Source organism: Plantibacter sp. VKM Ac-2880 (assembly GCF_015351235.1).
GTDB lineage: Bacteria > Actinomycetota > Actinomycetes > Actinomycetales > Microbacteriaceae > Plantibacter.
Genome location: NZ_JADKSJ010000002.1, coordinates 1,226,525 through 1,240,317 on the forward strand (window position 1 = coordinate 1,226,525; position 13,793 = coordinate 1,240,317).

General features: G+C 70.6%; 14 protein-coding genes. 7 read left to right on the forward strand and 7 right to left on the reverse strand.

Translation table 11 applies throughout. The features are described from left to right. The first annotated feature begins 2 nt into the window (after nt 1-2). The 3 genes from ITJ57_RS17825 to ITJ57_RS17835 all read left to right on the forward strand — a co-directional run bounded on the left by ITJ57_RS17825 (nt 3) and on the right by ITJ57_RS17835 (nt 5,299). Nucleotides 3-947, forward strand: a complete 945-nt coding sequence (locus ITJ57_RS17825) for a carbohydrate ABC transporter permease (RefSeq protein WP_228507330.1) — start codon at nt 3-5, stop codon at nt 945-947. 34 nt (nt 948-981) lie between these two features. After that, the gene (locus tag ITJ57_RS17830) at nt 982-1,986 is read left to right on the forward strand and encodes an aldo/keto reductase (RefSeq protein ID WP_194671323.1); all 1,005 of its coding nucleotides are present in this window, start codon (nt 982-984) and stop codon (nt 1,984-1,986) included. Between the two features lie 154 nt (nt 1,987-2,140). Then, on the forward strand, nt 2,141-5,299 hold the full coding sequence (locus tag ITJ57_RS17835) for a glycoside hydrolase family 2 TIM barrel-domain containing protein (RefSeq protein WP_194671324.1): 3,159 nt from the start codon (nt 2,141-2,143) through the stop codon (nt 5,297-5,299). Here the strand turns inward: ITJ57_RS17835 and ITJ57_RS17840 are convergent. Genes ITJ57_RS17840 through ITJ57_RS17855 form a run of 4 tightly spaced genes read right to left on the reverse strand, consistent with a single transcriptional unit; the run spans nt 5,277 to nt 7,825 of the window. Beyond that, entirely contained in the window at nt 5,277-6,533 is a 1,257-nt protein-coding gene (locus ITJ57_RS17840; protein WP_194671325.1) for an NAD(P)/FAD-dependent oxidoreductase, read from the reverse strand. The genes ITJ57_RS17835 and ITJ57_RS17840 overlap by 23 nt on opposite strands. A 14-nt stretch (nt 6,534-6,547) precedes the next feature. Further along, nucleotides 6,548-6,853, reverse strand: a complete 306-nt coding sequence (locus tag ITJ57_RS17845) for a DUF3072 domain-containing protein (RefSeq protein WP_056010822.1) — start codon at nt 6,851-6,853, stop codon at nt 6,548-6,550. Between the two features lie 26 nt (nt 6,854-6,879). Next, on the reverse strand, nt 6,880-7,323 hold the full coding sequence (locus tag ITJ57_RS17850; RefSeq protein ID WP_194671326.1) for a VOC family protein: 444 nt from the start codon (nt 7,321-7,323) through the stop codon (nt 6,880-6,882). Between the two features lie 13 nt (nt 7,324-7,336). Then, on the reverse strand, nt 7,337-7,825 hold the full coding sequence (locus ITJ57_RS17855; protein ID WP_194671327.1) for a MarR family winged helix-turn-helix transcriptional regulator: 489 nt from the start codon (nt 7,823-7,825) through the stop codon (nt 7,337-7,339). A gap of 102 nt (nt 7,826-7,927) precedes the next feature. On the opposite strand from ITJ57_RS17855, the gene ITJ57_RS17860 reads away from it, so the two are divergent. Then, the gene (locus tag ITJ57_RS17860) at nt 7,928-8,971 is read left to right on the forward strand and encodes an LLM class flavin-dependent oxidoreductase (RefSeq protein ID WP_194671328.1); all 1,044 of its coding nucleotides are present in this window, start codon (nt 7,928-7,930) and stop codon (nt 8,969-8,971) included. Beyond that, entirely contained in the window at nt 8,968-9,642 is a 675-nt protein-coding gene (locus ITJ57_RS17865; protein ID WP_194671329.1) for an NADPH-dependent F420 reductase, read from the forward strand. Before ITJ57_RS17860 ends, ITJ57_RS17865 begins: the two co-directional genes overlap by 4 nt. On the opposite strand, the gene ITJ57_RS17870 is transcribed toward ITJ57_RS17865, so the two are convergent. Continuing rightward, nucleotides 9,639-10,424, reverse strand: a complete 786-nt coding sequence (locus tag ITJ57_RS17870; RefSeq protein ID WP_194671330.1) for an alpha/beta fold hydrolase — start codon at nt 10,422-10,424, stop codon at nt 9,639-9,641. The genes ITJ57_RS17865 and ITJ57_RS17870 overlap by 4 nt on opposite strands. A 73-nt stretch (nt 10,425-10,497) precedes the next feature. Between ITJ57_RS17870 and ITJ57_RS17875 the strand changes: the two genes are divergently transcribed. Then, on the forward strand, nt 10,498-11,196 hold the full coding sequence (locus ITJ57_RS17875; RefSeq protein WP_194671331.1) for a YafY family protein: 699 nt from the start codon (nt 10,498-10,500) through the stop codon (nt 11,194-11,196). Nucleotides 11,197-11,248: 52 nt separating this feature from the next. Here the strand turns inward: ITJ57_RS17875 and ITJ57_RS17880 are convergent, their stop codons facing one another. Continuing rightward, nucleotides 11,249-11,431: a hypothetical protein gene (locus ITJ57_RS17880; RefSeq protein ID WP_194671332.1), complete on the reverse strand. Its 183-nt coding sequence runs from the start codon at nt 11,429-11,431 to the stop codon at nt 11,249-11,251. A gap of 78 nt (nt 11,432-11,509) precedes the next feature. On the opposite strand from ITJ57_RS17880, the gene ITJ57_RS19540 reads away from it, so the two are divergent. After that, nucleotides 11,510-12,871 (forward strand): HNH endonuclease signature motif containing protein, encoded by a 1,362-nt coding sequence (locus ITJ57_RS19540; RefSeq protein ID WP_228507332.1) that lies wholly within the window; start codon nt 11,510-11,512, stop codon nt 12,869-12,871. 48 nt (nt 12,872-12,919) lie between these two features. Here the strand turns inward: ITJ57_RS19540 and ITJ57_RS17890 are convergent, their stop codons facing one another. Next, nucleotides 12,920-13,783: an NAD(P)-dependent oxidoreductase gene (locus ITJ57_RS17890; protein ID WP_194671333.1), complete on the reverse strand. Its 864-nt coding sequence runs from the start codon at nt 13,781-13,783 to the stop codon at nt 12,920-12,922. Between the last annotated feature and the right edge of the window lie 10 nt (nt 13,784-13,793).

Here is a 13,793-nt window from a genome sequence, read left to right on the forward strand (position 1 = left end):
CCATGACGACCGCCATCACCCCGGCGCCCGGCGCCACCACCCCGGCATCGAGCGGCAGCGGCGACGGATCCGGCACCGCCGTCCGCCGCCCGAAGATGCGTCGCGCTCCACGCTCGCGCGCCTACTACCTCCGCAAGCTGCCCTCGGTCATCCTCATCGGCCTCCTGCTCGTCATCGAGATCTACCCCATCGTGTGGCTGTTCCTCTCCTCGTTCAAGAACCAGCGCGAGTTCCTGCAGGAGTCCACCTTCTCCCTGCCGGAGTCGTGGAGCTTCGACAACTACGTCACCGCGTGGACCACCGGCAACATCTCCCAGAACCTGCTCAACAGCGTCATCGTGACCCTGCCGTCGCTCGTGTTCATCCTCATCTTCGGCGTCGCCGCGGCCTTCGCCCTCGAGGTGATGGTGTGGAAGCGCCGGAACCTGACCCTGCTGCTGTTCATCTCCGGCATCATGATCCCCGGTCAGATGATCCTCGTGCCGCTGTTCGTCGCCTACTTCAACCTCGGCCTGACGAACACCTACTGGCCGATGATCATCACCTACACGGCGCTCGGCATGCCGCTGACGGTGTTCATGATGACCGCCTACTTCCGGGCCGTGCCTCGCGAGGTGTTCGAGGCCTCGACGATCGACGGCGCCGGCATCATCCGCTCGTTCTGGTCGATCGGCTTGCCGATGGTGCGGAACGCGTTGTTCACCATCGGGCTCGTGCAGTTCCTGTCGATCTGGAACGACCTGCTCATCTCCCTGACCTTCACGACGAACGCGGACCTCCGCACCATCCAGGCGGGCCTGCTGAACTTCAGCGGCGAGTTCGGCCAGGTGGACTACGGGCCGCTCTTCGCGGGCATCTGCATCAACGTGTTCTCACTGCTCGTGGTGTTCGTCTTCCTCAACCAACGGATCATGAAGGGGCTGGCGTCCGGTGCACTCAAGGGGTGACGCCGGACGACACGGCGGGCGCAGGATGGACGACATGACCCACGACGACACGACCCACACGGACGACACCGACACCACGACCTCCGGCGCTCCGGCACCGGCCGACCTCCGCCCACTCGGCTCGACCGGCCTGCTCGCGAGCCCGGTCACGGTCGGCACCTCGGGGCTCGGCACCCCGGCGAGCGCCGACGGATCGCCCGGGCCCGGGTCGACGGCGTTCGCCACCGCGGCGCTGCGCGGACCGAACCTGCTCGTCGACACCTCGAACAACTACTCGGACGGACGCAGTGAGACGGCGCTCGGCGACGCGATCCGTGCGAGCGGCCTGCCTGCTGGTCGTGGCGTCGTGACGAAGGCGGATCAGGATCCGTCGACGGCGGTGTTCGACCGCGACCGGGTGCTGCGCTCCTTCGAGGAGAGCCTCGAGCGCCTCGGAGTGGACCGTATCCCGATCTTCCACCTGCACGACCCGTACTCGGTGTCGTTCGCGGAGGCGTCGGCACCGGGCGGGGCGATCGAAGGCATGCTGGCGCTCAAGGAGCAGGGCGTGGTCGATGCGATCGGGATCGCGGCCGGCCCGCTGAGCGTGATGCTGCCGTATGTGCTGAGCGGGGCGTTCGACGTGGTGCTGACGCACAACCGTTTCACCCTCGTCGATCGTTCGGCGACGGCGTTGTTGGAGGAGGCGCGTTCCCGCGGGATGGGCGTCTTCAACGCGGCTCCGTTCGGTGGCGGGCTGCTCGCCGGGCGCCGCGGCACAGACGGCAAGCCGTCGACGTACGCGTACCAGGCGGGGTCGCCGGAGCTGCTGGCCTGGGTGGCGCTTGCGGACGAGGTGGCCGCACGGCACGGGATCCCGCTCGCCGCGGCGGCGCTCGCGTTCTCGACGCGTTCGGAACTCGTCGACTCGACGGTCGTCGGGATGAACCGGCTCGAGCGTCTCGAGCAGGTCGAGGTGCTGCGGACGACGACGATCCCCGAGGACTTCTGGACGGACCTCGACGCGCTCGGCACCCCGCCGAGCACCCTCACCGACTGACCGGTGGTACCTCTTCTCCCTAACTCAGGACTGCTCCGGCGCGTCGGACCCGCGGCATGGCGGGTAACCCGCGACACGCCGAGCGGTTCCTGAGTTGGGGAAATGGGGGAACGCGACGGGGTGAACACCACACGACGATGAAGGTTGCACGACGATGAACGACTCAGCACGACTCGCGGCCTCGTGGGTGGAGGACCCGATCCCCGGGACCGGGCGGCGGCGACCCCGGGCCGACGAGCTGAGCGACGCGCGGCGACTGTCGCTCAACGGCGAGTGGGCGTTCACGCTCGCACCGACGGCGGACGGCACGGGCGACACGTTCGGCGATCCACACCTCGACGACTCGGGCTGGGACCGCATCCGCGTCCCGGCCCACTGGGTCCTCGAGGGCCACGGGCAGCCGCTGTACACGAACACGGCGTTCCCGATCCCGATCGATCCGCCGCGCGTCCCCGAGGAGAACCCGACGGGCGACTACCGGCGCCACTTCACCCTGCCGGAGGGTTGGCGGCACGCCGACACGGTGCTGCGCTTCCAGGGCGTCGACTCCTGCGGCACGGTCTGGCTGAACGGCGTGCTCCTCGGGCACAGCAAGGGCAGCCGGCTCCCCGTCGAGTACGAGGTCGGCGAGCACCTCGTCGCCGGCGACAACGTCCTGGCCGTGCGGGTGCACCGGTGGTCGAGCGGCACCTACCTCGAAGACCAGGACATGTGGTGGCTGCCCGGGATCTTCCGCGACGTCGACCTCCTCGAACGCCCGCGGGGGTCGATCGACGACGTCAAGGTCACGGCGCGATACGACCACCGGGACGGCGTCGGCGTGCTCCGCGTGGACACCGACGTCCCCGGCCTCGTCGACATCCCGGAGTTGGGCATCCGCGACCTCCCCACGGGCACGGCCACCGCCCTGCCCGTCGAACCGTGGAGCGCCGAGGAACCGCGCCTCTACACGGCCAGGCTCAGGCCGCGGCCGACCGACGAGGCGCCCGACGTCCCCGAGACCATCGAGCTGCGGATCGGCTTCCGCACGGTCGCCATCGACGACGGCCGGCTGCTCGTGAACGGCGTGCCGATCCTGTTCCGCGGTGTGAACCGCCACGAGCACGACCAGGACCGCGGCCGCTCGCTCGACACGGAGACGATGCGGCAGGACATCCTGCTGATGAAGCAGCACAACCTCAACGCCGTGCGCACCAGCCACTACCCGCCGCATCCCGACTTCCTGCGCCTCTGCGACGAGTTGGGGCTCTGGGTGGTCGAGGAGTGCGACCTCGAGACGCACGGCTTCATCTACACCGACTGGGCCGGCAACCCGCCGACGGAGCCGGTCTGGCGTGACGCGATGCTCGACCGCGTCCAGCGCATGGTCGAACGCGACAAGAACCATCCCTCAATCGTCGTGTGGTCGATGGCGAACGAGAGCTGGGTCGGCGAGAACTTCGACGTGCTGGAGCAGTGGATCCGCGAGCGCGACCCGTCCCGTCCCATCATGTACGAGCGCGATCCGTCGTACCGGAACTCCGACTTCTCCAGCCTCATGTACCCGGACCAGGAGCTGCTGGAGGCCATCGGCCGTCGCGAGGAGCCGACCCCGGCCGGCGTCGTCCCCGGGTCACCGGACGACGTGCGCCGGCGCCGCCTCCCGTTCCTCCTCTGCGAGTACGCCCACGCGATGGGCAACGGACCCGGATCGCTCGTCGACTACCAGCGCATCCTCGAGTCGTCCGACCGGTTCTGCGGCGGCTTCGTGTGGGAGTGGATCGACCACGGCTTCCGGAGCACCGACGCCGCCGGTCGGGAGTTCGTGATGCACGGCGGTGACGTGGCGTTCCGACCGAACGGCGGGCGCTACTGCCTCGACGGACTCGTGTTCGCCGACCGCACCCCGTCGCCCGGACTCGCCGAGCTCCATGCCGCCATCAGCCCGGTCGAGCTCCGCCTCGACGTCCGCAACTCCTGCTCGTGCACATCAAACCAGGATTCCGGCCCGGTCTCACCGCGGGCGGACACGGGGGCCGGGACGGCCAGCAGGAGTTGTGGACACCAGGCCGCGGGCACGCTGACCGTCCGGAACAAGCATGACGTGCGGTCGCTCGACCACCTGGCGCTGCGCTGGCAGCTGGAAGACGACGGCCAGGTCGTGGCGAACGGTGAGCTGGCGACGCCTGACGTGGGCGCACGGAGCGAGGCGACCACCGCCCTGCCGCCCCTCGCGCTCGTGGCAACCACGGGCACCGACCCCGTCTCCGGCGCGCCGGTGGAGCGCTGGCTCACGGTGCGTGCGGTCCTCGCGTCGGACGAACCGTGGGCAGGTGCGGGGCACGAGGTCGCCTTCGGTCAGGTGCTCATCCCGGGCGACCCGGCGCTGGAACCACACCGGGCCGCGGTTCCGCCGAACGACGCTCGCCGCGTGCTCGCACCGGTCGACCGCACGGCCGGACAGCGCATCGCCCTCGGGCCGGCGTCCTTCGACGCCCGCACGGGTCGGCTCCGCTCCCTGGGCACGCTCGACCTCGACGGCCCCGTCCTCGACATCATGCGCGCCCCCACCGAGAACGACCGCGGTCAGGGACCACGCAACACGGCGGCGGCGAGTTGGAAGCTCACGGGGCTCGACCGCTTCCTGCACCGGACCGACGCGGTCGAACACACCGAGGACGGGCTGGGCGGCACCGGACTCCGCGTGCGGGGCCGCAGCGCCCCCGCCGCCCACGGCCTCGGGCTCCGCTGGACCTTCGATTGGACGACGCGCGGCGACGCCCTGGAGCTGTCGGTCACTGTCGTCCCCGAGGGCGTCTGGGAGCACACGCCGATCGGCGACCATGTGCTGACCCTGCCGCGCCTCGGCCTCCGTCTCGGCCTCCCCGCCGCCTACCGCCGGGCGACCTGGTTCGGCCGCGGGCCTGGGGAGTCCTACGTCGACAGCCTCGCTGCGGCGCGCACCGGCCGGTTCACCAGCAGCATCGACGCACTGCAGACGGACTACCCGGTGCCGGAGGAGAACGGCAACCACGTCGGCACGAGATGGCTGGAGCTGACGGGCGACGAGGTGCCGACCCTTCGCGCCGAGCGGCTGCAGGACGCCGGCTTCGACTTCACCGCGCGACGCTGGACGAGCGAGGCGCTCGAGGAAGCCCGCCACCCGCAGGACCTCCGCGACTCCGGCCGCGTCTGGCTCAACCTCGACCACGCGCAGCAGGGGCTCGGCAGCTCCTCCTGCGGCCCGGCGCTCCCCGAGCGCTACCGCATCCCGGTCACCGAGACGACGTTCGGCGTTCGCCTACGGACGGTCAGGCCCGACCCTGCAGGATGAGGTTCCAGTACACCCACGGCAGCAGGTAGCGGTCGGCGAGGAACGTGAAGCGTCGTTCCTTCGCGAGCCCCTTCCAGAACGGGATCGTCGGCATCGGCCGGTAGCGGTCGTCGAACTCGGCGAACACCACCGTCCCGCGGGACACCGTGAACGGACACACCGAGTACCCGTTGTAGACGTGGCTCGGCGCCTTCCCCGCGCGCACGGCGGTCAGGTTCTTCACCAGCGTGAACGCCTGCTGGCGGAGCGCCCCACCGGACTTGGAGCTCATGACCGCGGCGGCGTCGCCGAGGGTCCAGACGTCGGGGAAGCGCGGGTGCCGCAGGGTGAGGGAGTCGACCTCGACGAACCCGCCCGGGTTGCCGGGGTCGGCGAGCGCGGTTGCGGCCAACCAATCGGGTGCGGACTGCGGCGGCACGGCGTGGAGGACGTCGTAGGCGATCTCCTCGTGCTGCCCGCCCGTCGAACCGTCCTGACCGCGGTCGGGCCCGTCCTGCGGGGCGGTCTCCGCGATGGTCACGACGCGTCGCTCCGGATCGACGGCGACGAGCTCACGCGAGAACCGGACCTCGATGCCGTACTCGGCGACCTTGCGGTCGAGTTCGGCGTCGATCATCGGCATCCCGAACATGGTGGGCGTGGGGACGACGAGGATCACCCGGATGTCGTCGAGGACGCCCGTCTGCCGCCAGTAGTCGCACGCCAGGTACATCGGTTTCTGCGCAGCACCGGAGCACGTCGCCGGGCCGGCCGGTTGCGTGAACACGACGGTGCCGGAGCGGACCTCGCGGAGCACGCGTGAGGCCTTCTGCGCGAACTCGAACTCGTAGTTGGAGATCCCCACGGGCGAGGCCATCGCCTCGGTGAGGCCGGGCACCGCGTCCCAGTCCTTCTGGATGCCGGGGGCGACGACGAGCTGCTCGTACTCGACCCGTGTGCCGGATTCGAGCAGGACCGTCTTCGCGACGGGGTCGATCGTCTGCACCCGGTCCTGGATCCAGGTCACACCCTTGGGTGTGACGGCCCCCTGCGGGCGCGTCGCGACCGATGAGGCCGCCGTCCCTCCCGCGACGTGCGAGAACATCGGCTGGTAGAGGTGGTGCTCGCGCGGTTCGATGACCGCGACGTCGTCCACCCCGTACCGCCGGAGCCGGCCCGCGACGGAGAGACCGGCGTTGCCGCCGCCGATGACGACCACCTCATGATGGAGCGGTGCCGTGCTGTGGTCGGTCATAGCGGCGGCGGCGCTCAGGATGCGGACTGGCCGCGGCCGGTCGCGTTCTGGAGCCGGTCGATGTGCTCGGAGGCCTGCGCCTTCGTGAGGTCGGCGGGGAGCTCCTCGCCGGCTTCGCGGGCGAGCGTGTCGAGGTAGCTGCGCTGCGGTCCGGTCATCGGCTCGTCGCCGGTGACCCAGTCCTCGGGGTCCTTGCTCGCGCTGGTGGAGCTGTCGTCGCCGCGGGCTCCGAGGGTGTCCTCGGTCGCGCCGATCGTCTCGGGGGCGCCGGTGCCCGTGGTGTCGGGGGTCGCCTGGTCGGTGGATTCTGCGTCAGTCATGCGGCAACGGTACGTCGCCGGACGGCTCAGGCAGGAGGGGTTGCGCGTTCACCCGGAGCGGGTCGTTCCTCGACGGGGATCACCGCGAACAAGGAGTGGATGTTGCCTGCCGGGTCGCCGAAGAACCCGGTGAAGTGGCCCCAGGCTTGCACGGTCGGGCGGGCGATCTCCGTGCCGCCCGCGGCGATGATGCGGTCGAACTCGGTGGCGACCTCGGCGGGGCTGTCGCACTCGAAGTTCAGCTCCACGGCTTGGCCGCCTCGCGGGCTGGTGAAGGAGGGATGTCCGTTGGTGTGGTCGGCCAGCCCCGCGCGACGGAAGACCGCCAGCCGGACACCGTCGTTGGCCAACGCCAGATAGTCCGACTCGCGGACGGCGACCTCGAACCCGAGCACGTCTTCGAAGAACGCCCCCATGGCCGCCACGTCGTCGGCGAGCAGGGTGATGCCTTCCAGCGCGATGCGGGTCATGGTCGAGACGCTATCAGCCGATGTCCTCCCGGCGCAGGTGAGCGTCGAGCGAGCGCATCGCGTCTTCCAGCGCGGCCAGTTGCTCGGCGGAGAGGGCCTCGGCGAACACCGCTCGGACGGCGCGCAGGTGGGGTGCCGAACCGGCGCGGAACAGGCGCGCGCCCTCCTCGGTCAGGACGACCTCCGCCCCGCGGCTGTCGGACGCCACCGGCTCTCGTTGGACGAGACCGCGGCGTTCCATGCGGCCCAAGTGGTGGGAGAGTCGGCTGCGTTCCCAGCCGACCTCGGTCGCGAGGAACGACGATCGCAGGCGCCGCTGCGGAGCCTCGGACAGGGCGAGGAGCACGGCGTAGTCGCCGGTGGAGAGGCCGGAGTCCTGCTGGAGGCGGTCAGCCACCACCCGCTTGACGCGCTCGGACGTCTCGATGAACGACCGCCAGGTGCGGAGTTCGTCGTGCGTGGGAGATCGCCTGCGTCGGTCGCGGGCGTCGGGAATAGCCATGGGGCACCTCCTGTTTGACATGTCAACTACATTCAACCACGGGTCATGGACACCACCGCCGTCCCGCGGTCGAGTGGCCGCACCGCACACGAAAGAGACCCCATGCCTGACCTCGAATTCGGACTCGACACCTTCGGAGACCTCCCCGAGACGGCGTCCGGTGACCTCGCGACGCACCCGGAGGCCATCCGGCAGGTGGTGGCCGAGGCGGTCCTCGCAGACCGACTCGGCGTCGACGTCTTCGCCGTGGGCGAGCACCACCGACCCGAGTACGCGATCTCCAGCCCCGAGACCGTCCTCGCCGGCATCGCCACGCAGACCGAGCGGATCCGGCTCGCCTCGGGCGTCACCGTCCTCAGCTCCGACGACCCGGTGCGCGTGTTCCAGCGCTTCGCCACCGTCGACGCACTCTCCAACGGCCGCGCGGAAGTGATCCTGGGCCGCGGCTCCTTCACAGAGTCATTCCCGCTCTTCGGATACGACCTGAGCGACTACGACACCCTGTTCGAGGAGAAGATCGACCTGTTCGCCCAGCTCCTGACGGAGGGTCCCGTCACCTGGAGCGGCAGCATGCGGCCCGCCCTGCACGAGGCCGAGGTGTTCCCGAAGACCGCGTCCGGCCACCTGTCGACCTGGGTGGGCGTCGGCGGCTCACCGCAGTCCGTCATCAGAGCCGCGAAGTACGGGTTCCCTCTCATGCTCGCGATCATCGGCGGCGCGCCGGCCCGCTTCGCCCCGTACACCGACCTCTACCGCCGGGCGGCCGAGCAGTTCGGCACGACCGCGCACCCGATCGGCATGCACTCCCCCGGCTTCATCGCCGACACCGATGAGGCCGCGCGCGAGATCTTCTTCCCGCGCTACAAGGTCATGCGCGACCGGATCGGCGCGCTCCGCGGATGGCCGCCGGTCACGCGCGCGGAGTTCGACCAGGAGGTGGAGCACGGGTCGATGTACGTCGGCTCGCCGTCGACCGTCGCACGCCGCATGGCAGACGCCATCACCGCACTCGGGGTCGGCCGGTTCGACCTCATCTACTCGGCGGGGACGATCCCCATGGCCGACCGCCTGCGCACCGTCGAGTTGTACGGCACCGAGGTCATCCCCATGGTCCGCGAACTGCTGGCCGAGCGGGTCGCGGCATGAGCGGGCTCACGACGCCGACGATCGGCATCCTCGGCGCCGGCAAGGTCGGCACGGTCCTGGCACGCCTCGCGGTCGCCGCCGGATACCGCGTGCTCATCAGCGGTTCGCGCGACGCCGCCCGGATCGCCCTCACGATCGACGTGCTCGCTCCCGGTGCCGTCGCCACGACCTCGGCGGACGCTGCAGCACGGGCCGACCTCGTGATCCTCGCCCTCCCGCTCGGCAAGTACCGGACGCTGCCGGTCGAGGAGCTGCGCGGCAAGCTCGTGCTCGACGCCATGAACTACTGGTGGGAGGTCGACGGGCACCGCGAGGACCTCAGCAGTCCGGCGACCTCCACGAGCGAGCTGATCGCCGGGTTCCTGCCGGAGTCGCGCGTCGTGAAGGCCTTCAACCACATGGGCTACCACGATCTCGACGGCGAGCCCCGCCCGGTCGGCGCGCCGGGACGCAAGGGCATCGCGATCGCCGGCGACGCCCCGGAGGACCGGGCGGCCGTCGCCGACGTCGTCGACGCCCTCGGCTTCGACCCCGTCGAGATCGGGCCGCTGCACGCAGGCGTCGTCCTCGAGCCGGGCCATGAACTCTTCGGCGCGAACATCGGAGCCGACGAGATCCGTGAGGTCCCCGAGGTGCGAGCGCTCCCGACGGTCGGCCAGGGTGTCAGCTAGGCGGTCCCGTCCGACGCGGTCTCCGACGACCCAGGACGAGCCGGACGCGGGCTGAGCGCGGCCGACCGGATCACCTCCGCGAGGTCGCCGGCACGGCTCCACATCGGCCAGTGCCCCGTGGGGAGGTCGACGACGTCGACGGACTCGAGCCCGGCCACCTCGGCGAACATCGGGTGCCCGCCTCTGGCCATGTCCAGCACCTGTGCGCCGGAGATCGAACAGCACACCAGGGTGGTCGGCACGGCGTTGCGGGCGCGGTTCGTCAGCTCGATGCACTGACGCAGGACGGGCCCCGGCTCAGGCACCGCCCTGGCCCGGAAGCGGTCGAGGACCTCGGTGCTCAAGCCGTCGAGGCTCGCCTGCTGCGAGAGGACGTCGAAGGCGGGCAGCGGGAGCTCCGTGACCTCCGGCGGAAGGTCCGGGGCGAACGCCGTTCCGGAGGCCATCGGCCCGGAGTCGACCCACACCACCCGGCCGACGAGTTCCGGATGCCGGTCGAGGACGAGGCTGACGGGTCCGTTCGCCCCACTGTGCGCGACGATGACCGCCGGATGCTCCGCGGACACGTCCGGCTGGTCGAGGGCGTCCAGGATGGCCGTGGCCTGGTCGTCGAGAGTCCTTGTGGCGCGGTCGGGATCAGTGGCGTCGAGGCCGGGCAGGGTGATCGCGAGGGTGCGGGAGTGGTCCAGGTCGAGGCGCTCGACGACCTCGTCCCAGGCCCAGGCGCCCAGCCAGTGGCCGGCGATGAGGATGATGGCGGGGGTGGTGTTCGGTGTGATCATGACTCCAGGCTGAGGCGCTCCCTCGGCACGTGTGTGTCACTATTTCTGTCATGAATCTTGAAACCGTCGACCGATGAAGCGAGCCGAACGGCTGCATGCCTTGTCCGAGGCGCTGCGTCGAGGCGGATCGCGAGGAACCTCCGCCGAGCGGCTCGCGCGCGACTTCGAGGTCTCCGTGCGCACCGTCAAGCGGGACCTCCAGGCGCTCGAGCGCAGTGGTGCCCCCATCTGGTCCCGCCCCGGCCCAGGTGGCGGGTACGGCTTGGCCGTCGGCACGACGCTCCCACCGGTCAGTCTCTCCCCGGTGCAAGCGGTGGCGCTCATGGCGGCAGCGGCGGCGGCGCCCGACGCCCCCTACGCCGATCTGGCGACGGCCGGCGTCGCGAAGATCCTCGACGTCCTCGACCCCAGGACCCGCGCCCGGGCCGACGCGCTGGCCGACCGCGTCTGGGTCGATGCACCACCAACCGCATCGCGCGCCGTCCGATCGGCCCTCGAGGAGGCGATGGCGGACCAACGGGTCGTGCGCATCCGCTACACCTCGGGAACGGGGAGCACGACCACCCGAGACGTCGAGCCGGTGCTGTTCGCGTCGACGAACGGGCAGTGGTACCTCGTCGGGTGGTGCCGGATGCGCGACGCGATGCGGTGGTTCACCGTGTCGCGGGTCGAGCGGGCCAGCGTGACCTCGGTGAGCTGCAGCGGCCACACGATCGCAGAGGTCGGCGAACCGCCGGCGCACGCGGCACCGGTCCACGGCAGGAGGAACTGACTCGCGCTGTCAGCTTGCGAGTTGATGACGTTCGAGCAGGAGGTGCACGGCTTCACGCACCAGCGACCCGGTCTGCCTCCTCGATGGCCGCGTCGCTGCCGCACTTCCCGAGGAGGAACGCGCGACCAGCCTCGGATGCCGCAGCGCCGGTCAACGGCTCCGTGCTCGCACGGACCGGTGATCGCTCATCCGTGAGACGGGCAATCAGCGCCTCGTTCGTTTCCGTGTCACTCATACTCAGGCTCCATTCGGGGTCGACGACACTTCCAATCTCACCACCTAGAATGTCAGTGGTCCGTGATGGACTGAAGGCATGACCACCACTGAGCGCCGCGAGCACCCGAGCGACGTCTTCGCAGCGCGCCTCGCCTCGTTCTCGGACCGCTTCGCGGAGCTCGCCCGGCGGCGAGCCGCGCTCGATGCCGAGGAAGCCCGACTCCTCGCGGAGGCGGCAGCATACGCCGACGCGACCACCTCCGCAGTGATGTCATCGCGCATGTCCGAGTCGGAGGGACGCGACCTCGCGCGGCGTTCGATCTGCGCATCGCTCGCCATGGCGACGCGCATGTCCGAGCCGACGCTGCAGCACCGCATCGGTGAGGCGGAGACCCTCGTCCACCAGGCGCCGTCGGTGCTCGAGGCGCTGGAACGCGGCACGATCAGCGCCGGCCACACCAGGGTCGTGATCGACCAGCTACGCGACGTGCCGGCCGTCGGGCGCGAGATGTTCGTGGAGCATGTCCTCCCGGTCGCCGAGCGGACCACGCCGGCGCTCCTCAAGCGACGCGCCCGGGTGCTGCGCGAACGGTTGCACCCTGAGTCGATCACCGTACGAGCGCGCCGCTCCCAAGCCGACCGCCGAGTGACGATCGAGCCCGCCGCAGACGGCATGGCCTGGCTGAACCTCATGACGACCGCGCCCATCGCGTACGCGATCATGTCCCGGCTCGACGGTGTTGCCGTGCCGGCTCGCGCCGCTGGCGACGACCGGACGCTCGCGCAGCTGCGCGCCGACGCGCTGTCCTCGCTCGCTGTGGCGGGCACCGTCAACACCGACGACAAGCCGATTTCCGCCGACCCGGAGTCCGGCGGGGAGGTGGTGTGGCTCGGGGGCTCGGGCGCCCCGAGGGACTGGTCTGCCAGATCGACTCAGCAGGCCGTGCTCATCGAGCGCCCCGTCGACGTCGAGGCGCACATCCGTCCCTCCGTCCAGCTCGATGTTCCCGTCCTCTCACTCCTCGGCGTCACCGATGAGCCCGGCACCCTCGACGGCTACGGGCCCATCGACCCCGACACCGCCGCCCGGCTCGCCGTCGCCGCCCCGTCCATGACGAGAGTGCTCACCCAACCGGAGACCGGCTCCGTCCTCTCCGTCGGCCGCGAGCAGTACCGGGTGCCGGCCGATCTGCAGCGCGCGGTCCGCCTGCGCGACGTCACGTGTCGGGCACCGGGATGCGGCCGGCAGGCGCGCAACTGCGACCTCGACCACAGCACGGCGTGGGAGCACGGTGGCAGCACGAGTATCGACAATCTCGCCGCCCTCTGCCGACATCATCATCGACTCAAACACCTACCCAGGTGGGAGGTCGAGCATCGCCCGGACGGCACACTCCATTGGACGACACCTGACGGACGCCAGCACGAGACCAGACCGGCGTTCGCCGAGACCGGATGACGCGGTGAATGCCGCGCGGCGTTCAGACGATCGTCCTGCGGCCGCAGGTCAGCCCCGCGCCGCCTGCTCGCGCGCGTACTCGTCCCGCCAGAGATGTTCGGGCTCGTAGCCGAGGCGCGCACGAGCCTTGTCGATGGACATGAGCGTCTCGAACTCGCCGAGTCCCTCCCGCAGCGGGACCCCGGGGAAGTGCGTCGCCGCGAGCTCCGCCGACGGAACCGTCGTCCCGGTGTCGGAGGCGCACACGTCGTACACCTCGAACCCCGGCTCCGCTCGAGCCAGCGCGAGCGCGACCGCCTGCGCACCGTCACGAGCATCGACGTAGCTGAAGAGGAGATCGCGCCGATAGCCGGGCTCCGACGCCCGCGCGAACGTCCCGTACTCCCCCGGCGCGACCACGTTCGTGAACCGCAGCGCCGTGATCGACGTGCCCTCGGCCCACCGCACGAGCTGCGCCGCCATCGCCTCCTCGGCGACCTTCCCCAGCGCATAGGTGTTGTTGGCGCGGCTGACGGTCTCGTCGATCGGTAGGGACTCCGGCGCCTCCTCGAACGGGAAACCCATGGCGGTGATGCTCGACGCGGTCACGATCGTCCGGATCCCCGCGCGCAACGCCCCATGCAACACGTTGAACGACACCGTCAGGTTGTTGTGAAACGTCGCCGCGTCCGGCACGAGCCCGTTCACCGGGATGGCCGCCAGGTGCACCACGGCGTCGAGGCCGGAGAACCGGGCCGTCACGCCGAGCAGGCTGTCGATCGTCTGGCCGTAGTCGGTCAGGTCCACGCGCGTGAAACCGGGCCCGGCAGCACCCGCGAGGTCGAGCCCGTGCACCGTGTGGCCGTCCCGGCGCAGGCGTTCGACGGTGGCGGACCCGAGCTTGCCCGAACTCCCGGTGACGGCGATGCGCATACCGACGATC